General features: G+C 63.7%; 10 protein-coding genes. 3 read left to right on the forward strand and 7 right to left on the reverse strand.

The annotated features are described in order from the left end of the window. Positions 1-113: 113 nt before the first annotated feature. Both ABIB44_RS12770 and ABIB44_RS12775 read left to right on the forward strand, forming a co-directional pair. A complete protein-coding gene (locus ABIB44_RS12770) occupies positions 114-2,171 on the forward strand; it encodes a ComEA family DNA-binding protein (RefSeq protein WP_354585024.1) in 2,058 nt (685 codons plus the stop codon). Positions 2,172-2,505: 334 nt separating this feature from the next. Further along, positions 2,506-9,573, forward strand: a complete 7,068-nt coding sequence (locus ABIB44_RS12775; protein WP_354585025.1) for a T9SS type A sorting domain-containing protein — start codon at positions 2,506-2,508, stop codon at positions 9,571-9,573. A gap of 318 nt (positions 9,574-9,891) precedes the next feature. Here the strand turns inward: ABIB44_RS12775 and ABIB44_RS12780 are convergent, their stop codons facing one another. The 7 genes from ABIB44_RS12780 to ABIB44_RS12810 all read right to left on the reverse strand — a co-directional run bounded on the left by ABIB44_RS12780 (position 9,892) and on the right by ABIB44_RS12810 (position 19,874). Beyond that, positions 9,892-10,329, reverse strand: coding sequence for a hypothetical protein (locus ABIB44_RS12780; protein WP_354585026.1), 438 nt, complete (start codon positions 10,327-10,329; stop codon positions 9,892-9,894). A 61-nt stretch (positions 10,330-10,390) separates the two neighbouring features. Then, a complete protein-coding gene (locus ABIB44_RS12785) occupies positions 10,391-12,331 on the reverse strand; it encodes a DUF3857 domain-containing protein (protein ID WP_354585027.1) in 1,941 nt (646 codons plus the stop codon). A 19-nt stretch (positions 12,332-12,350) separates the two neighbouring features. Continuing rightward, a complete protein-coding gene (locus ABIB44_RS12790) occupies positions 12,351-14,405 on the reverse strand; it encodes a DUF3858 domain-containing protein (protein WP_354585028.1) in 2,055 nt (684 codons plus the stop codon). A gap of 57 nt (positions 14,406-14,462) precedes the next feature. Beyond that, positions 14,463-16,538 (reverse strand): DUF3858 domain-containing protein, encoded by a 2,076-nt coding sequence (locus ABIB44_RS12795; RefSeq protein ID WP_354585029.1) that lies wholly within the window; start codon positions 16,536-16,538, stop codon positions 14,463-14,465. A 356-nt stretch (positions 16,539-16,894) separates the two neighbouring features. Beyond that, the gene (locus ABIB44_RS12800) at positions 16,895-18,085 is read right to left on the reverse strand and encodes an MFS transporter (RefSeq protein WP_354585030.1); all 1,191 of its coding nucleotides are present in this window, start codon (positions 18,083-18,085) and stop codon (positions 16,895-16,897) included. Positions 18,086-18,230: 145 nt separating this feature from the next. After that, entirely contained in the window at positions 18,231-19,340 is a 1,110-nt protein-coding gene (locus tag ABIB44_RS12805) for an acyltransferase family protein (protein ID WP_354585031.1), read from the reverse strand. A 357-nt stretch (positions 19,341-19,697) separates the two neighbouring features. Beyond that, positions 19,698-19,874: a DUF3606 domain-containing protein gene (locus ABIB44_RS12810; RefSeq protein WP_354585032.1), complete on the reverse strand. Its 177-nt coding sequence runs from the start codon at positions 19,872-19,874 to the stop codon at positions 19,698-19,700. Positions 19,875-20,151: 277 nt separating this feature from the next. On the opposite strand from ABIB44_RS12810, the gene ABIB44_RS12815 reads away from it, so the two are divergent. Next, positions 20,152-20,358, forward strand: a complete 207-nt coding sequence (locus ABIB44_RS12815; RefSeq protein WP_354585033.1) for a hypothetical protein — start codon at positions 20,152-20,154, stop codon at positions 20,356-20,358. Positions 20,359-20,444 lie beyond the last annotated feature (86 nt).

The raw sequence follows: 20,444 nt of genomic DNA on the forward strand, positions 1-20,444 counted from the left end.
TGCTATTGGGGACGCTGTTGCGCGACTCCAGCCGTTTTCGTGCTACACTGGCCATTCTGTTTTTAATTTTTAATTCTCAATTTTTAATTCATACCGCAAACGGCCAGGATTACGTGCGGCGCGCACCCGATTTGGACCGCCTCACGCAGGAGCTGTTTGCCGAGATTCAGTCGGACGAAGTGCCGTACGAGGACCTCTACGAAACGCTGCTCCAGTACTACCAGACGCCCATCAACCTCAATACCGCTACCCGCGAGGAACTGCGCGCGCTGCTGCTGCTGAACGAGAACCAGATAACCACGCTGCTCAACCACCGCGAAGCCAACGGCGACCTGCTGAGCGTGTATGAGCTGCAAAGCATTGAGGGCTACGACCTGCGCACGATTACGCGCATCCTGCCCTTCGTGGGCGTGCTGAGCAGCAATGCCAACGCCAGCCGGGGCAGCTTGTGGCAGCGCATTGCCCGCGAAGACAACAACGCCCTGTACCTGCGCTACGAGCGGGTGCTGCAGCAGCGGCAGGGTTACTCGCCGCCCACCATCTACCAGGGCCAGCCCACCACGCGCTATCTGGGCTCGGCCGATAAGCTGCTGATTCGCTACCGGGTGAGCCACACCAAGGATTTTAGCCTGGGCTTTTCGCTGGAAAAGGATGCCGGCGAGCAGCTCATCTGGAACCCGCAGAACGGGCAGTTTGGGGCCGACTACGTGTCGGCGCACCTGCTGGTGCAGGAGCGCGGCCGGCTGAAGGCGCTGGCGCTGGGCGACTACCAGCTGCAATTTGGGCAGGGGCTGCTGCTGTCGTCGGGGCTGGGCGTGGGCAAGGGGGCCGAAACGATAACCACCCTGCGGCGCTCGTCGGTGGGCGTGCGGGCGTACTCGTCGCTGCTCGAAAACTCGTTTTTTCGGGGCGGCGCGGCCACGTACCAGGTGGCACCCACGGTGCAGGCCACGGGCTTCGTGTCGCACAAGAATGTGGATGCCAACCTGCAGCAGCGCCTCGATTCGCTGGCGCAGTTTAATGAGTTTACGTCGGGGCTGCTCTACACCGGCTTCCACCGCACGGCTTCGGAACTGGCCAACCGCCACCGGCTGGCCGAAACCGTGGGCGGCGGCAACGCCACCTACACCAGCCGCGACGGCAACCTGGCCATCGGGGCCACGGGGGTATTCACGCACTACGGCACGGCCGTGCTCAAGCGCCCCGAGCCCTACAACCGCTTCGAGTTCAGCGGCAAACAAAACCTGGCCCTGAGCCTGAACTACAGCTACGTGTACCGCAACTTCCTGCTGTTTGGCGAAACCGCCCGCAGCACCGGCGGCGGCCTGGGCACCGTGAACGGCCTGCTGGCCAGCCTGGGCAGCAGCGTAGACGCGGCCCTGCTGGTGCGGCATTACGACCCCACCTTTCACACACTCTACGGCAACGCCTTCAGCGAAAACACCCGCAACATCAACGAAACCGGCGTGTACATCGGCCTGAAAGTACGGCCCGTGGCGAAGTGGGAAATCTCGGCCTACTACGACCAGTTTCGTTTTCCGTGGCTGCGCTACCGGGCCAGCGCCCCCACCGATGGCCACGACGCTCTGCTGCGCATCGCTTACTCGCCCACCAAAACCAGCTTGCTCTACGTGCAGCTGCGCCAGCGCCTCAAGCCCCGCGACCTGAGCACGGCCGAGCTTACCGCCCTCAACCCTTTCCGGGCCCTGCCGCTACCGGGCGAGCAGCTGCGCCAGAGCATTCTGGTGTACTACAACACGGCCCCCAGCCCCCAGCTGGAGCTGCGCACCCGCCTGCAGGCCCTGCGCCTGCGCGACGATACCGGCCTGGCCTGGCGCAGCGGTTTCGCCCTGGCCCAGGATGTGGGCTACCAGCTCAACCGCTCGCTCAAGCTCACGGCTCGCTACGCCATCTTCGACGCCGACGACTACGACACCCGCCAGTACGTGTATGAGCAGGACGTGCTGCTGGCCGTATCGGTGCCGGCCCTTTATGGGCAGGGAACCCGCGTGTACGGCATTGCCGAAATCCGCCTCAACCGCAGCATCACGCTTTGGCTGCGCTACGCCGAAACCCGCTACCGCCACCAGGACTTGGTCGGCTCGGGGCTCGAATCCATTCAGGGCGCGCTGCGCAGCGAAGTGAAAGCGCAGCTGCGGGTGAAGTTTTAGGGAAGGATTTTGGTGGCTGCCTGCTACTAGCCGGACGTGTTTAGTGCCACTTCCTGCCTGCTGCTCACCAGCTATTTCGGGGTTGTGGTCGAACCCGCGGTAAGCTCAGGCAGGGGGGAGGTACCGAGCTGATTAATTTTAAATTGACATAAACGATGATTTAATCAAACCTGGGGGTGGCTCACTGAATATAAAACTGCCGTTCAAGTGGGTTCAACGGCTAAAACTGGCGGTGTGCCGAAATAATTAAAATATAAATAATATATTATGATATAGATGTAGGTTTTGAAGGGCGCTACCTTTGCTGGTAAAAATTCTTTAAAAAGTTCTGCAGATGAAACAAGTTTCCACTTTTTGGGCAACCTTGGTGTTGTTGTTGACGGCCCTGAGCGGATGGGGCCAAACGGTGACGGGCACCGTGTTTGAGGATGTGAACTACGGCGGCGGCGCTGGCCGGACCTACGCTACGGCCAACACTGCGGCCTCGGCTTCGGGGTTTGCCTCGGGGGCCATTGGACGGCCGGGCGTGCGGGTCGAGCTGTATGATGCCGGCGGCACGTTCCTCACGGCCACTACCACCGATGCCACGGGCAACTACAGCATCGGCGGCCTGAGCAGCGGCACGGCCTACACGGTGCGCGTGGTGAACTCGGCCCTGACTTCGGCCCGGCCCGCAGTGGCCTCGACGGCGGGCCTGCTGCCGGTACAAACCTTCCGCACTAATGCCGGAGTAGCCGACGCCCAGCGCGTAGGCGGCGAAAACCCGGCCCTGACCGATGGCACTGCCAACACCGGCAGCTTGGTGGTGACGGGCAGCACGGCCGCCAACAACATTGCGCTCAGCTTCCGGGGCGTGACCAATGGCGGCGATGCCAGCCTGTTCGTCGACAACGTGCAGGTGCTGCAGAGTGGCACGCCGCTAGGCACTAACCCCATCGGCAACCCCAGCTTCGAGGACCCGGTGCTCGGTACTGCCTCCGGTAGCTATCAATACAACGTGCCCGTGAGCGGCACGCAGCCCTGGGTATTTTCGCCGTACTCGGGCATTCAGGCTAACAACAGCGCTTTTACTCCTCCCAATACCGGCAGCGGCGCGCAGGCGGCGTTTGTTCAGAGCAGCCCGGCTGGCACGGGTACGGTCAGCCAGTCGTTTACGCTGCCGCTGGGTACTTATCAGGTGCGCTTTGCGGCGGCCAACCGCGGGTATGGCAACGCCCAGACGGTGAACGTGGTCATCAACGGCATTACGGTGCTGGCCAACGTGCAAAATGGTGCGGCCTACAGCACCTTCGTAACGCAGCCGTTTACGGTGGGCCCGGCCTCGACGGGTGGGCAGGCGCTGAGTGCGCTGAACGCGCAGAGTGTGGCCCCCTTCACGGCCACGGCCGGGGCGGTGAGCGGCGTCGATTTCGGCTTCAGCTACGACGTGGTGACGAACACCAACGACAGCGGCCAAGGGTCGGTGCGCCAGTTTTTGCTGAACAGCAACGCCCTGGGCAATGCCAGCCTGGCCCAACTGGGCCAGGCGGCCGGCCAGGAAACCAGTATTTTCATGATTCCGAACGGCGTGGCCGGTGGCGCGGCCCCGGCCGGCCTGCAGCGCACGCCCGCCGTGGCCAGCGGCCTGAATGGCGGCAGTGGACCCAACCTGTGGGCTCGCCTGCAGGTGCTGAGCCCGCTGCCAACCATCACCGACGCGGCCACGACCCTCGATGCAACTACGCAAACGACCAATATTGACAACTCGAATCCCGGGCAGGTGGGCACGGGCGGCACGGTGGGAGCCACGGCTGGCACCCAAACGCCGCGCCCGCTGCCGCTGATTGACCGGCCCGAGGTGGAAATCTTCGGCCAAAACACCCTGGCCAATGTGCTGCGCTCGACGGCCGGTAACACGGTGGTGCGCGGCCTGGCTCTGCACGGGGCCGGCACGGCCGGCAACGGCACCGTGGCCCTGGCCGGCGCGCTCGACTTCCTGGTGGAAAAGTGCATGCTGGGCACCTCGGCGCTGACGATTGTGGACCCCAGCGTGCTGCAAGCCAACACGACGGGCCAGTACAACCTGCAGATTACGGGCGTGAGCCGCGGGCTGGTGCGCAACAACAGTATTGCCTACGCCAACTCTTCGGGCCTGATTTACAACGGCAGCACCGGCAGCGGCGTGGTGAACGTGACCAGCAACGAGTTTGTGCAGAATGGCTACCGCGTGGCCGGCGGCGACAACATTACGGCCGGCGACAATGGCGCGGCCAACGCCACCGGGCCGCTGCGCATCCGGGCCAACCTTATCCGCTCGGCCAACTCTGACGGCGTGCAGTTTGACATTGGCTCGTTTGCCGGCAACAACGCCATCACCTACAATACCTTTTACGACAACGGCAACGGCGGCCTCACCATTGCCCGCTCGCAGCTCGAAGGCTCGGCCATTCTGTACCTGCAGCGCAACGGTGCCCGCACGGGCAGCAACAACGACTCGATTGCCTACAACGTCATCAACCAGTCGCAGGCCTCGGGCGTGGTGGTGGGCTACGGGCAGCGCGGCGTCATCATCACCCGCAACTCGATTTACTTCAACGGCACGCCCTTCAACTCGCCCACCGGCTCGAACCTGGGCATCGACCTGATTCCACAGGCCAACTACTACGTGGGCTCGCCCAATCCCATCGCGGCGCGCGACTACGGCAACGGCGACGGCGTGACGCCCAACAACGGGCCCGCCTCGGTGAATACCGCCTACGGCAACGCGGGCATCAATTACCCCATCATCACCTACGCCCGGGTGGCCACGCTGGCCAGCACCACCGTGAGCGTGGGCGGCTACGTTGGCTCGGCCCCTGGCCAAACGGCCTTTGCCGGGGCAGTAGTCGACTTTTATGCCGCCGATAACGTGCCCGCCAACAATGCCGGCCAGGTGCTGGCCGGCGATGGCCGCCGCGTGGCCCACGGCGAGGGCCGCACCTACGTGGGCAGCCTCACGGCTGATGCCAACGGCAACTTCGTGGGCACCATCACGGTGCCCAACAACACCCCCCCTAACAACGGGGCCGCCTCGACGGGCCTGCTCACGGCCACGGCCACGTTGGTGGGAGCCAGCAACTACGGCACGTCCGAGTTCAGCCCCAACGCGCCCATCATCATCACGGCCGACGTATTTGCTACTATAACGGGCGTAACGGGCGGCGTGAGTGCCGGGGCCACGGGCACCTTCACGGTGCAGTTTGGCAACCAGAGCATTACCGGGCCGGTGCAGGCCGATGGCGTGACGGCCCAGGTGCAGCTGCCACCCGGCCTCACGGGCGTGACGGCTACCAACGGCGGCACCTACGACCCCACCACGGGCATCATCAGCTACGTGGGCTACACGGGGCTACCGGCCAACAGCCTGGCTTCGGGCGCTTCGTTCAGCTCGGTGGTAAGCTACCCGCAGCCGGTGACCGGCGCGCTGGCGGCCACGGCTACCATCCTCACCACCACCAACGAGGGCGGCCTGCTGGGCAACAACACGGCCACGGCCGTGAACGCCACCAATTTACTATATGACGTGGCGACGACCGTAGCCGGCCCGGCCACCGCCGTGCAGGGCGCGCAGGTGAGCTACAACGTGACGACCACCAACCCCGTGAACCCCGCCTTCCCCTCGCCCGCGCCCCAGGTGGTGCAAACGGTGAGCATCCCGGTGGGGGCCTCGAACGTGTACGTGACCGGCGGCGGCGTGATTACGGGCAGCACGGGCCTGGGCTTCACCGTGACCTACCCGGCCCTGGCGGCCCTGGCCCCCGGCCAGCGCCTGACCAACACCGTGAGTTTCACGGCCCCGGCCAGCGCCAGCTTTGGCGTGACCGGCACCGTGGCCACCAGCCCGGCCGACGGAGCCAGCCCCAACAACACCTCGACCGCCACCACCACGGCTACGGCCGGCTCGGGCCCGCCGGCCAATGTGTACGTCACCATCTCGCCCTCGTCCTCGACCGTGGCCCTGAACGGGGCCGTGAGCCTGACCGTGGAGCAGGGCAACTACGGCCCTAACGCGGCGGCCGGCATTCAAACCACCGTGCTGCTGCCGCCGGGCCTGCCCACCAGCGGAGCCAACGCGCCTACGCTGGCCGGCTACACGCTCAGCGCCAGCACGGCTACCACGGCCACCTACACCAGCGGAACCAACACCGCCACTTACAGCACTACCAGCGGCCTCTTTACGCTACCGGCCGTGGCCACCCAGCCCTCGGGCAGCACTGGCGGCACAGCCAATACCTACACCCTGGGCTACGTAGCCACCACGGCCGGCGTGTTTCCGGCCACGGCCACGGTGGCCACCACCACCCCCGACCCCGTGCTGGGCGACAACGTAGCCTCGGCTGAGGTGACGGTGAACCCCGGCGTGGCCGACCTGTCGGTAGCCCTCACCGGGCCCACCACGGTGGCGGCCAGCGAGCCGCTCACCTATACCCTGACGACGACCAATAACGGCCCGGCCGACGCCCAGGCCGTGCGCCAGACGGTGAGTATCCTGGCCGGGCTGGGCCTGACCGGCCCCTCGGCGGTGCGCCTCAATGGGGCGCTGCCCACCAGCGTGAGCGGCACCGTGGCCACCTACGGCAGTGGCCCCACGGCCGCCACCTACAACGCCCTCACCGGCATCGTGACGTTCCCGGCCGCCGCCCTGCCCGTACTGGCCGTAGGCAGCGCCGTGAGCAATACCATCACCTACCTGGCCCCGGCCAACGGCAACACGGTGCTCACCAACACCGCTGCCGTGCAAAGCTCTTCGCCCGATAATAACTTGGCCAACAACTCGGCCAGCGTGGCGGCCCCGCTGCAGCCGGTGGCCGATGTGCAGGTGACCATCAGCTCGACGGGCTTCCTCACGACCAACGCCAGCGGCGGCAACCCGGTATTGTTCGGGGTGAGCACCGTGAACAACGGCCCCAGCATCGCGCCCAGCGCCAGCACCACCGTGAACCTGCCCGTCAGCTTGCCCATCACCGGCACGGGCCCCGACGTGGTGCGCCTCAACGGGCAGCTGCCCAGCAGCGTGAGTGGCCTAGTGGCCACCTACAACTTCCCCGACGGCAGCTCGGCCACCTACGACTCGAACCCCGCCTCCGGCACGCCGGGCCTCGTCACCTTCTCGACCCAGACCAACCTGACGCCCGGCGGCTCGGGCATTTCGGCTACCATCGGCTTCGTGCTGCCTACCGGCTACATTGGCCAGCTGGTTGCCACGGCCCGCGTGGTGGTGGGCGGCATCCTCGACACCGACCAGAGCAACAACATTGCCCTGGCCCAGCCCATTCTGGCCCCAGCAACGGGCTCCAACGACGTGTCGACGACTGTCATGGCCTCAGCCACCACGCTCACCGCCGGCCAGTCGCTGACCCTGACCGTGACTTCGAACCCCGGCACCGGGGCCACCGGCGTGTTGCAATACCTGCAGCTGCCGGCCGGCCTCACCAGCAGCGGCGGCACCGTGACAGTAAGCGGCGGCCCCGGCGGCAGCGTGGTGACGGGCGGCACGCTCTCGCCCAACTACGACAATACCAGCGGCCTGCTCACCTTCCCGGCGGTACTCAGCCTGACGGCTACCACTTCCTACTCCGTGGTAATTAGCAGTGTGCCGGGCAAGGGTCCGCTGGTGGCCACGGCCAGCATTACGGCCAACGAGCTCGACTCGGCCCCGGCTAACAACGTACAGGTGGCCTCGGTGGCCATCACGCCCAGCGCCATGCTGGCCGTGGTAGTCACCGGCCCGGCCACGGCCCCGGCCGGCACGATAGTGAGCTACCTGCTGGCGGCCACTAACAACGGCCCCAGCACTGCCACTGGCGTGTCGCAAACCCTCACGCTGCCGGCCGGCGTCACGGCTTACTCGCTCAACGGGGGACTGCCCATCGTTATCGGCGGCCCCGGGCCTACCACCATCACCCTGCCTATTCCGACCACGCTGGTGGCCGGGGCGGCCAACTCGGTGAGCAGCACGGTGACCTTCGTGGCCCCTGGCGCGGTGGGTTCGTCGTTCGCGGTGAGCAGCAGCCTGGCCGCCACCGGCCCAGCCGGCACGGCCACGGTTACGGGCTCGCAAACCACGACCATCATCAGCCCGCCCCCGATTGCCTTCAACGTGGTGAATAACCTGACTTCGCCCGAGGGCAACTCGGCGCTGGTGCCGCTGGCCCTCTCGCCGCTGCAGGCCCAGCCCCAGGGCTTGGCTACGCTCAACGCGGCCACGCCCTTCATCATCCTGAGCCTGCCGCTGGCCAGCCAGGGCGTACTCTCGCTGAGCGGCTCGCCCGTGACGGTGGGCCAGACGCTCACCACCACCCAGGCCGGGCAGCTGGCGTTTCTGCCCAACAGCGGCTTTGTGGGCAACGCGGTGTTCACCTACCAGGCCCTCGACAATGGCGGGCTGGTGTCGAACATCGCCCGCTACCTGATTCCGGTAGGGGCCGACAACGCGGCCGTGTATGCCAATACGCCCCTGAAAGGCGGGACCAACGCTTATAACAACGGCGATGTGATTGCCTTCGTGATTGACCCCAACGGGGCACTCTACAATGGCTCGGGCCTAATTTACCAGCTCACCGGGGCCAATGCCGGCCAGCCAGCCACCGGCCCCGTGAACAATGGCGTGCAAACGACCACGACCACGGGTGTATTCAGCAGCACCACGGTGCCGGCCATCACCTCGCTGACGTTGCTGGGGCTGACCTTCAACCCCGCCACGGGCCAGATTACGGTGATTGACCGCACCAAGCTCAAAGCCGGCACCTACACCCTGAACATAACCACCACCGACCTGCGCGGCGGCGTGACGACCCTGCCCGTCACGTTCACCATCGGGGCTCAGCCCCTGCCGGTCGAGCTTACCGCCTTCACGGCCGAGGCCCAAGGCCAGGCCGCCCGCCTGAGCTGGAGCACGGCCTCGGAGAAAAACAGCGCCCACTTTGAAGTGGAGCGTTCGGCCAACGGCACTACGTTCCAGCGCCTGGGCGACGTGGCGGCGGCCGGTACCAGTACCGCCGCCCGCAGCTACAGCTATTTGGACCGCGAAGCTGCCCAGACGGCCACCCTGGTGTACTACCGCCTGAAGCAGGTGGACCTCGATGGCACATTTAGCTACTCGCCGGTGCGCACCGTGGCCTTCGCGCCCACAGCACCTGCCTTCGCGGTGTACCCCAACCCCGCCTCGGCCCGCACCACGCTCGACCTGACCCGCCTGCCCGCTGGCTCCTACCGCGTCTCGGTGCTCGATGGCACTGGCCGCCTGGTACGCCAGCTGGACCTGAGCGGCGGCCTGACCAGTACTCTGGACCTGGCTGACCTGGCCATCGGCACCTACCTCGTGCGCCTGACCAGCACGGCGGGCACTGCCATCAGCCTGAGCCAGCGACTGAGCAAGGAATAGCAACCGGCACCCGCTTTTGACAAAAGGATGTCAGGCAGCCTTGTTTTTACGCCAACAAAAAAGCGTCGCCTTTCCGGGCGGCGCTTTTTTGTTGGCGTAAAAACAAGGCCCTGCGCCTGCGCGATTGACCTCAACCTGTTCTAGAGTAGGGGATTAGCGCTGGCGCAGGGCGTGTTAGCTACCAGCTCAAGCGTACGGCCCGCTACGCCTGCTTCGACGCCGCCGATTACGATGCCCGCCAGTATACGCATGAGTAGGATATGCTGCTGGCCACATCGATGGAGCCATGTACAGGCAGGCATAGGGCTCTTTCCTACGCTAATTGCCCGCTTTTTCACGCGCGTCAGCGTCTTCCCGAATCTTTCGGAAACGGGCGTTAATCAGCTGACGGCGCTCTTCCTGGGCCGGGGTCAGAATGGCTTTGAGCTGCTCCTCGTACTGGGACTCAATAGCGGTGCTTTCCGCTTGCAGCGTACTGTGGTCGCGCAGGCCATTGTGCTTGACTAGCAGGGCGCGCCGCGCCTGCGACCACGCGAGGGTGGCAGCTCGCAAGCGGGTTGTTTGCTCGGGACTGAGCGTGAGTTGGCCAGTGAGCTGGTCGGCGGTGCGGGCAGCTTCCATTTCGGGGTTCATCTCGGTGGCCGATACGCGCACCCGTTGCACGCCCACGGCCGTTGGCAGGGGCAGGGTAGTTTGGGCAGTGGCGGCCAGGGCACTGCCCAGCAGCGTCAGGCTAAGTAGAAAATCCTTACGCATTGGTTGAGGAAAGGAAAGCGAATAAAAGGTGGGCGAAAGTAGCTGCGCGTCGGCCGGCACTTCAGCTCTCCGTTTTTACCAACACCACCTGGGCCTTATCGGCGCTGTTGATTTTACGGCGGAAGTCGAGGTAGCCGGGATAAGCAGTTTTGGGTAGCCGGGCGCGCTTCAGCTCCAGGCGGCGGATATACTGAATGGTGCCATCGGGCAGGGTGGCATATTGGGTGGCGTAGGTACCGTAGGCGGTGCTGAGCTGCACCGGGGCGGGCAGGGCTTCGGGATGAAAGCCAGCGGGCAAGTGCAGGCGCACGGTATCGGCGTGCAGGCTGGCCTGGGGCAGCCATACCTCCGACTGCCGCTCGCCCACTTGGGCGGGCAGGGCCGGCAGGCGGCTCAGCAGGTTAGGGTTGATGAACACGCGCTTGCCGCTGGGCGGGGCGAAGCCGGGCAGCGTGAGGGCCAGGTTCTCGACCACGACCGGTAGCGGGCCGGCCGACGTGGCGGCCAGGTTGAATTTGGTGAGCGTGAAGGTGGGCAGCCTGAGATGGTCAACGATATATTTCTTCTGGTCGGGTGGGCCCAGCTCGTGCAGCAGGGCGGCGTAGAGGTCCTGCTCCTGGCCGGTGCGCAGGGTGCGGGCGGTGGCGGTGGCCTCGCCGGTAGCATCCAGAAACAGGTCGAGGCGGCGCACGAGGCGGTTTTCGGCCGTGCCGTAGCGCGGGGTCGCAATCAGCTTGCCGCCCTCGGGGGTGAGCAGCAGCGCGTGGCGGTTGCCCGTGAAGCTGCCCATGTAGCCGAAGGCCGCGGTCTGGCTGGTGCACTCCAGCCACAGCGTATCGGGCCGGCCGGTAGTGCTCAGGGGGGCGCACAGCACTACGTGGTTGAACTGCGAGCTGGGGAAGTCGGCGCGCAGGTCAGCCTCATCGGGCCCGGCCCCCACCAGGGCCTGGTAGGCGGGCACCCCGGCGGCGGCCAGCAGGGCGCGGGTGTAGTTGCTCAGGGCTTTGCAGTCGCCGTAGCCGCTGCTGGCCACGGTGCTTGCCGGGAACGTTTGCCAGCCGCCCAGGCCCAGCTGCACCGAAATGTAGCGGGTGCTGCCCTGCAGCAGCTCGTACACGCAGCGGGCGCGGGCGCGGGCATCGGGCAGGTCCTTCACCAGGGCCTGCACCTTGGCCACGGTGGCGGGCGGCAGCTGGTCGCGGCCGGCATTCAGGTCGTAGGTCCACTGGCCCAGGCCCTGCCAGGTGGCGGCGGTGCCGGCGTGGCCCTGCACCTCGAAGCTGCCCGGGGCCAGCACCACGGCCGGGGTGCGGTCGGTGAGGGGCGGGGCGGCTTCCTCGTCGTCAATGGCAGCCAGGTTGGCCAGTTGCCACTCATATATATCTTGGCTGCCGGCGGTGGTATGCGTTCCGGCCGCGCCGGCGGGCAGCTGCCGCTCCTGGTAGCGCAGGGGCAGGGCGGTGGGCGTGCTCACGCGCAGGCTGGCGGCCTGCACGGCTACACCCTCGTCTTGCTGGGGCTGAAAATCGGGGTAGAACAGGGCGTTGTCCGACACGATTTCGTAGTCGAACTCCACCGTGTAGGGGCCCTGGGGCTGACGCAGGTCGGCGTAGCGCACGCGCACATCGGTCATGAAGTTCACGCCGTCGTTGCCCACGCCCTGGTCCTTTATTTCGGCGGCCCGCAGCTGGTGCAGCAGGCGGCCGTTGGCATCGTACACGGCGCCGCGCAGGTAGCTCAGGGTGCGCAGGGCGTCGTAGCTCACGCCGAAGCGGCCCAGGTCGTCGCCGGCATTGTCGAGCACGGTTATCACGCGGTGTACGGTGTGTACCAGCCGGCTAGCTGACTTCACAGTCACCACTTCATCGTCGGCGCGAATCACGGCGTGGGCTCCCTCGCGCAGGGCCGCCGGAATATCGGCCACCGCGTATTTCGGCGCGGGCGCGGCGGCCAGCGCTCCCCCCAGGGGCAGGGCAATCAGAATGGGCAGCAGCGCTTTCATAAGTAGAATGAGCCCGAGGTTAGGCCTTCTTTTTAATCACCAGCTTCTCCCCCTGCTTTTCCAGCATCAGGCGGTAGAACTCGCGAAGAGTGGTGTATTCGGCCGCCGCATATACCGATTTGCGCAGGCTCAGGCGGCTGGTTATCTGCACGGTGCCGGGCGTGCCAGCGGCTACACTGTAGAGGAAGCGGCCGCCGCCGTCGGGTAGGTCGACCACGGCGGGCTTAGGCATTTCACTCAGTTCATAGCCCTCGGGCAGGGTTAGCGTTACCATGGTGGTTTCGTCCTGCGGGGCGGCAAAATCAACCGGAAACAGGCGGTCGTCGTGCCGGAAGGGGTTTTGCTCGGTGCCAAATTCCCGCAACGGACTCAGGTAAAAGGTGCCGATGGCCGCCTGGCCCTCGGCCGGCTGCGTAAACTCGTAGTCGAGGCCCAGGGGCTTGGCCACGTCTTCGCGGCCCGTCACGGTGAGCTTGGGTACTGTCCAGCCGCTGTGGGGGGCCACCAGCTGGGCCAGGTATTTTTTCTCGCCCAGAGTGGTCAGCTCGCGGCGGGTATCCACGCCGGCGTAGCCGCCGTGCTCTTCGTGGACCTTGCCCGTGAGGCCACCCTGCGCATCGAGCATCAGGTTTACCTGCTGGTAGTGTACGAAGCGTTGCGCGGGCGCCAGGTCGACCCAGCGGCTGGCGGCCGCGCTGCGCATCACCAGGCGGCCCTGCTGGTTAAGGCAGCGCTCAGGCAGCACCCCGCAAGGCAGCAGCGGGTCGGTGGCATCGAGCAGCAGGTCTTTATCGGGCCCCAGCGGCACGAGGGCCACCACGTAGTTGAAGCGGTCGAGCAGCGGGATGCTGGGGTTGAGGCGGCCGTGGGCCCGGGTGCTGAGCAACACCGGGTGGGCCGGCAGGCTGGCCCCGCGCAGGGCCGCAATCAGCAGCAGGTTCACGTCGGCGGCGGTGCCAAGGTGGGCGTCGTAGGCCTTGCGCAGCGAGGCGGTGGTCGAGTAGCGGTTGGTGCCGTCGTAGCGCACGGCGCTCATTACCAGGGCGCGCACGGCGGCGGCCCGCTCGCTGGCATCGGGGTAGCGGGCAATCAGCGGTTGCAGCTGGTCTTTCAAAAAGCCGGCGCGGTCGAGTTGCAGGCCGAAGTTGTCGTCGTTGAGCAGCTCCATCTCTACCTTAGACCAGGTGCCGGCCACTGGCTGGTAGGCCCGCCCGGGAAACTGCACCCCCGCCAGCTGGAAGTTGATGCGGTCAACATAATCGGCCGAGGTGGTCATAAACGGCTCGTTGCGGAAAGCCGGCACGTTCTGCATCACCCAGCGCGAATTGGTCTGGCGGGCCGTAACTGTTTCAGTCGAAGCCGCCTCGCGGGTCGTGCTGAAGCCGCCGCCCGAAAAACCACCGGCCGTGTGGATATTAAACTGCGCGGCGCTTTCATCCTCGGTCTGTACGTTCAGGCTGTGGTAGCCCTGCAGCACCTTGTTGTAGCGGAAATACTCCGGAATATTGGCCCGGAACTCGCTCCAGCGCACGGGGTATTCGCTCTGAAAAGTCCAGTCCTGAAAGTTGGTGAAGAAGTCCGACGTCACGGTGTACGAATACTCGATGACCGAGCCCTCGCGCACGTCGGGCAGCGTGAACTTGCGCACCCGCACGCGGGGCGTTAGCTCTTCGGTAAACGCACTGGTTCCCAATTCGAGCTTGGTTTTGACCATTTTGCCATCTACCAGGTTGGTCGTGAGGCCGCGCAGGGACGAAACCTTCTCGGTGTTTTCGCCTTGGTGGTAGAGGGGTACCTTCACGGTGGCAGCCTCGTAGCCCGCTTTTTTCAGGATTTTAATGCGCGTGGTGCGCTCCGATACCAGCTTGAAATCGTTGTTGGCATACTCAAATCGGGTCGTGCCGTAGTCGCACAGCACCACGGCGGCCGCCGCGCTGTCGCCCGCGAAGGGCGCGGCCGTCAGGTCCTTGGGGTCGACCTGCCCGAATTTCAGGGGGGCACTCTGGGCGAGCACGGCGGTAGTGGGCAGCAGCACAGCTCCCAGGGCCAGGATGAGGGGTAGGGGTTTTTTCATGTAGAATAAAAGGAAAAGTGAAGCGCGTAATAAGTGAAAAGGCGAAGGCCCCGGCGGCTAGCTCCCGGCTTTTTTCTGCACCACCAGCTGCTCGCCTTGCTTTTCGAGCAGGCGGCGGTAGAGCTCGCGCAGGCTGGCATACTGCGCGGCCGGGTACACGGCGCGGGACAGGCTCAGGTGGCTGGTGAGCACGACCGTGCCCGGGGCGGGCGTTGTTGTGCTGCACACGAACCGTGCGCCGCCATCGGGCAGCTCCAAATTGGCGGGTGCCGGTAGGGCCGCCAGCTCGTAACCGACGGGCAGGGCCAGGCTCACCACCAGGGTTTCGTCCTGTGCCATGCCGAAGTCAATAGCAAAAGCCCGGGTTTCGTGGCGGAAAGGGTTCTGCGTACTACCGAATTCGCGCAGCGGACTCAGGTAGAAAGTGTTGCCGACATTGCCCGCGCCGGGCTGGCGAAATTCGTAGTCCAGGGCCAGGGGGCGGGTTACGTCGTCGGCATGTGCCAGGGTGGGCTTGTCCAGGGTGAAGGTTTCGTGGCGCTGGCCCACGGCGGCCAGGTACTTTTTCTCGCCCAACTCGCCCAGGTGGGCGCGCTCCTCGGCGGCGGCATAGCCGCCCTGCTCGGCGTGCACCTTGCCCGTGAGGCCACCCTGGGCATCGAGGGCCATGCTTACCTGCTGGTAGCGTACACAGCGCTGGGTAGGGGTGAGGTCGAGCCAGCGGCCGGCCGTGGGCGCGTTCCCCACCACGTAGCCCCGGCGGTTGAGGCAGCGTTCGGGCAGCAGGCCGCTGGGCAGCAGCGGGTTGGTGGCATCGAGCAGCAGGTCGGGGCCGTTGGGCTGCACCACCACGGCCGCCACGTAGTTGAAGTAGCTGAGCAGCGGAAACTGCTCGCTCACCGCGCCGTGGTTGCGGGTGCTGAGCAGCAGCGGGTGCGCGGTGAGGCCGGCATCGCGCAGGGCGGCAAGCAGCAGCAGGTTCACGTCGGCAGCCGTGCCGTGGTGGGCATCGTAGGCCTTGCGCAGCGGGGCTTCGGCGAAGTAGCGGTTGGTGCCATCGTAGCGCACGGCTCCCATCACCGCCTCGCGCACGGCCGCGGCGCGGGCGGGCACATCGGGGTAGCGGGCGGCCAGGGCCTGCATCTGCTCTTTCAGAAAACCGGCCCGCTCGATGCGCAAGCCAAAGTCTTCGTCGGCCAGCAGGTCGTTGTTTACCTTCTGCCAGTCGCCCACGAGCGGGTGGAAGGGTCGGTCGGGCCACTGCTCGCCGGTGAGCTCGAAATCGAGCCGGGCCGCGTAGTCCGCCGGCGTGGTCATGTAGGGCTCGGTGGTGATGGCGGGCAGGTTTTTCAGCACCCACTGGTGCTCCTCAGTGGGCGCGTTCACCGTCAGGCTGCCATTTACCTGCCCGGCGGCCAGCCCGTTGCTAATCCCTATTTTATTGTCGACCAGCAGGCTCACGGCTCCTACATGCGCCACGTTCACGTCGAACGGCTGGGCTCCCTGATAGATGATTTTGTACCGGTAAAATGAGGGGATACTCACCCGATACTCGCTCCAGCGCACCGGAATGCTCCGCTGAAAATACCAGCCCTGAAAGGTGTAGAGGTAGTCGGATGTTTGAGTGTAGGCAAATTCGATGACCGAGCCCACGCGTACGTTGGGCATGGTAAATTTTTGCACGTCCTCGGTGGGGGTTCGTTTTTCCAGGAAAACGCCGGTGGGTTCGAGGCGGGTTTTCTCCATCGTGCCGTTCACCAGGTTGTAGGTGAAGCCGCGCAGGTTAATAACTTTTTCCGAGGCGCTGCCGGAGTGGTGCAGCGGAATATCCACGGTGGCGTGCTCAAAGCCTGCTTTCGAGAGAATTTTGATGCGCGTAACCCGCTCAAACACTACCTGAAAGCCAGCTCCCTGGCCCTTCAGGCGCGCGCTGCCGTAGTCGCACAGCACTACGGCCGTGGCGGCACTGTCGGCTGCGAAGGGAGCGCCCGTCAGGTCCTGCGCCTCGATTTGCCCAAATTTGATGGGGGCAGCCGGGAATTTGGCTGCGCCCTGGGCCTGCGCGGGTAGCAAACGCCCCAAGGCAGCAAGCACCGTCAACAGCGCCACGCGCCGCAAAGAACACAACAACATAAAAAAGAAGGGAGTAGACAATCTTCAACCCCTAAACATACTGGAATATTATGAGATTTCACCCTTCCTTCATTCCAAATTATATTGTCTGCCGTTATCTGCAGTAGCTTTCTGCCAGCCATTTAACTAAGAAAATGTTTAGGAAGTCGACAAAAACAATCAGCACGTCATGCTGAGCTTGTCGAAGCATCTCTACCGCGCCGTTGAACAGCCCTGACGAAGCAGTAGAGATGCTTCGACAAGCGGACGCCAGATAAGCATGACGTGCTTTTGACTTCCCAAACAGCTTCTAAATGACGGGCGCAACAGAAATACGCCGGTCAGTTCGGCAGGCTATTCTTTTCACTTCCTGCTCATTACACCACTTCTTCGGCCAGCGGCTCGGGGGTGGCATCGGCAGCGGGCTGGTGGCCGGCGGGCGCATCCAGGGGCAGGCGCAGCAGGTAGACGAGGGCGGCCAGCACGCCCAGCAGGCTGAGGCCATGCACATAAGGCAGGCGCGGGGCCTGGTTCGCGAAAATCCAGCCCGCTGCCAGCGCGCCCAGTCCGATGCCAGCTTCCAGGGCGATGTACATGGTGGCCACGGCCCGGCCCCGGCGCTGCTCGTCGCTCAGGTCGATGGTCCAGGCGTAGAGGGTGGGCGAGTTCAGGCCCGTGCCCAGGCCGAATACTACCGCGCCCAGCAGAAACCCTGGCACCGAGGGCGTCCAGACCAGCAGGGCCAGCCCCAGGGCCAGGCCGGCCGCCGACCAGCGCAGCACCAGTATCCGGCCGTATTTATCGGAGGTTTTACCCGCCATCAGCCGTACCGCCAGGGAGGCCACCGTGTAGCAGATGTAGAACAGGCCCTTGCCCGTGCCCGTGAGGCCCAGCAGCCGGCTCTGGTCGGGAATGACGGTGAGCACGGCCCCGAACGGAAACAGGCACAGCAATGTGACCAGGGCCGCCGGCAGCACCCGCGGCTCTAGCACCTCGCTCCAGTTCAGCCTCAGCAGGCCCCAACGGAAGGGCTGCCGCTGGGCCGGGGCCAGGGTTTCGGTGAGGGTGCCCTGCACCAGCAGCGAAAGCAGCGCCGCCCCGCTCGAGCAGTAAAACATCACGTTCAGGGAGAAATGGGTGGCCACCCACGAGCCGAAGGCCGGGCCCGCCGCCATGCCCAGGCTGCCCGTTACGCCGAGCAGGCCCATGGCCTCGCCGCGCCGCTCCACGGGCACGATGTCGGCGATGAAGGCGGCCGTGCCCGTGGGCTTGAAGCCAGTGCTGAAGCCGTGCAGCAGCCGCAGCCCCAGAAACCCCGTGACCGTGAGCGCCCACGGGTAGAAAAACCCACATATAAAGCACACCAGCGAACCGAAAATCATCACCGGAATGCGCCCCACGGTGTCAGCCAGCTTGCCCGAAAATGGCCGACTCAGCCCCGCCGTGAGGGTAAACAGCGCAATGATGAAGCCCTTGTACTCGCCCCCGCCCAGCCGGGTGAGGTGGTCAGGCAGCTCGGGCAGCAGCAGGTTGAAGCTGAGAAAAAACAGAAACGACGACAGGCACATGAGCCAGAACCCTAAAGAATAAGGATGCGCTACTGTGGAAGGTGTAATAGTGGGTTTTACGGCGCTCAATGTGCTTTTCGCTGCTTAAATGTTGTTTTGGGTGCGCCACGTTTGTCGCGCATCTGCCACCTTTTTACGGGCAGTGCTACGTTACTGCTTGATTGTAGTGGTGCCGTTTTTTCCACGCTATGAGCCAGCGGTGGGTCGGTGATTCAATGATTTCATACATCAAAACGCTTATAATCAAGTTGATGAATAATAATATGGGCAATACCCACACGTTGGAATTACTTACGCGGTGCGAGGTAACCAACCAGTCCAATAAAAATAAGAGGGGTATTTGAGCGATATAGAAAGAGTAACTTATTTGCCCTAAATACCGCATTGGGAATGTTCCCAGCCAACGAAATAACACGTGGTCAGAAGATGCTGTGGTGGCACTGATGAGCATAGCAATAACTGGAACTACAATCCAATCTTGTGAAATTGTGATTCCACCAAGGCGGTGAGCAAAACTGGCTAAATACAGCAGGGTGACTACGACCAGCATAACCGCCAGCCAAGGCTGAACTTTCCAGCGATGCCGTGTCACGAGTAGCGCTGTAATCATACCAGCCACGAATTCTGGAAAACGTATTATTGGAAATGAAAAGGCAACCTTCCACATATGCAATCCAAAAATTGGTGCATGAGAGGCTAAAAGCCCCATTCCAAACCCGAAGGCGCTGCATCCTATTAAAGCGAGCATCAAGTGGTTGCGCGAACGCAGGCGTATTAAAACAGGCAGCGCCAGAGGGAATAGCAGATAAAAGCATATCTCATACGCTACCGACCATGCTCCGCTGTCATACCATTGCATAGCAATCGAAGGGAAATAGATTTGAAGAAAAGTAGCGCTAAGCAAGGGGATGTAAGGAGGCGGGCTGAGGCCAATCATGGTGCTTAGCAGAGCCATGAACAAAAGCCCACTGATAAAGACTGGGTAGATACGGGCTAGTCGGTTAAACATAAAACCGCGCCAGTAAGAAGCAGGCTTGAATTCACCTGATGCAAATTCATTCAGATGACTATAGACCAGCACAAATCCACTTAATACAAAAAAGAGGGTGACACCTAGCCGGCCATGGTGCAAAATGTTTTGGATAAAGGTTGGGAGCCATGTAAGCGGCGTGCGAAAAGGCATGTCTATGTGAAATATAAACACATACAAGGCCGCCAAAAACCTTAACCCAGTAAGCGGACGGATTTCAGCCATATAAGTAGAACATGTGTGATTGGAAGGGGCATAACTCTACGCAATCCTCCGTCCTCACCTTGGAAAGGGTTATACTCTGCCACCCTTTTTGCTACCTGTTGAGATGAAAATGTGAAATCAGGTAGTATTTCCAATTTTTACACTCTTGAGCCAGAAGCCGAGGGTGTAGGGGCGGGCGGAAGTAGGGGCGGGGGCGGGCATGGGGGCCGCAAAGGTCGGCAGGAATGGGCCGGCGGGATGCTGGCCGTGGCTGGCGCGGGTTCAGCGTCGCGTCACCCGGACTCGTGCCGGCTATTGGGGTCCCTGCCGTGGTAGCGGCGCTAAACCCCGCGCCAGCCACGGGCAGCGTTGGCCTGGTTAGCGGGCGAGGTAGGCTTGCACGTCCACGGCCAGCGGGCCCACGGCCAGCACGGCATTACGCAGCCGCGTTTCGGTGCAGTTGAGCGTCTGGCACCAATAATTGACGTTGAGACTGGATTGAACGTTCACGCGGGCCAGGTCGGCGGGCGGGCGCAGATTAGAGTTGATAGCCACGGATAAGCAAGCGGGACGGCCAGAAATTAGTTCGGGGAAGAGGATGCTCGTTTACCTGGCCGCTATCCGGTTGCGCGGGATGGGCGAGGCAACATACTAAAGAGCGGGAAGAATAAAAACAACGATAGGCTCATGAGCCAGCCGCCGATGGGGCAACTGGCGCGGGCCGCCATCGCAGTGGATGTGGGTGCCGCAAAGGTCAGGAAGAATCCGGCGGTAATCCCCGAACGGAAGCCTCCCAATGCAAGATTGGCCTAGCTGAATGACCGGTGGGAACATGGTGACCCCCTCGGGAAACGCCATGTCGGTGTGGAAAGGAGTGCTCCCAGTGGCTTTGAGCCCCGCCCAGCGCACCGTATACAATGCCACCTGGACGGAAACCAACAACGACGGCGTTACCCGCAACTACAACACGGTAGCCGTTACCATGCCCGATGGGGCCGTGAAACTCACCTTGACGGATAAGCAAAACGGCAAAAAGTAGGCCCTCGGCCAGCACCGAATCGACCATTCGGAAAAAAGGAAAAAGAGGCTCCGACGTGCGCGTTGGGGCCTCTTTTGCTGTTGCGG

It is taken from the genome of Hymenobacter sp. UYCo722 (assembly GCF_040547115.1).
Lineage (GTDB): Bacteria > Bacteroidota > Bacteroidia > Cytophagales > Hymenobacteraceae > Hymenobacter.

Coding starts and splice junctions, on each gene's coding strand:
- ABIB44_RS12805 (WP_354585031.1), bottom strand. CDS start 19,340: ATGGCTGAAATCCGTCCGCTTACTGGGTTAAGGTTTTTGGCGGCCTTG.
- ABIB44_RS12775 (WP_354585025.1), top strand. CDS start 2,506: ATGAAACAAGTTTCCACTTTTTGGGCAACCTTGGTGTTGTTGTTGACG.
- ABIB44_RS12800 (WP_354585030.1), bottom strand. CDS start 18,085: ATGTGCCTGTCGTCGTTTCTGTTTTTTCTCAGCTTCAACCTGCTGCTG.
- ABIB44_RS12815 (WP_354585033.1), top strand. CDS start 20,152: ATGGTGACCCCCTCGGGAAACGCCATGTCGGTGTGGAAAGGAGTGCTC.
- ABIB44_RS12785 (WP_354585027.1), bottom strand. CDS start 12,331: ATGAAAGCGCTGCTGCCCATTCTGATTGCCCTGCCCCTGGGGGGAGCG.
- ABIB44_RS12795 (WP_354585029.1), bottom strand. CDS start 16,538: ATGTTGTTGTGTTCTTTGCGGCGCGTGGCGCTGTTGACGGTGCTTGCT.
- ABIB44_RS12790 (WP_354585028.1), bottom strand. CDS start 14,405: ATGAAAAAACCCCTACCCCTCATCCTGGCCCTGGGAGCTGTGCTGCTG.
- ABIB44_RS12780 (WP_354585026.1), bottom strand. CDS start 10,329: ATGCGTAAGGATTTTCTACTTAGCCTGACGCTGCTGGGCAGTGCCCTG.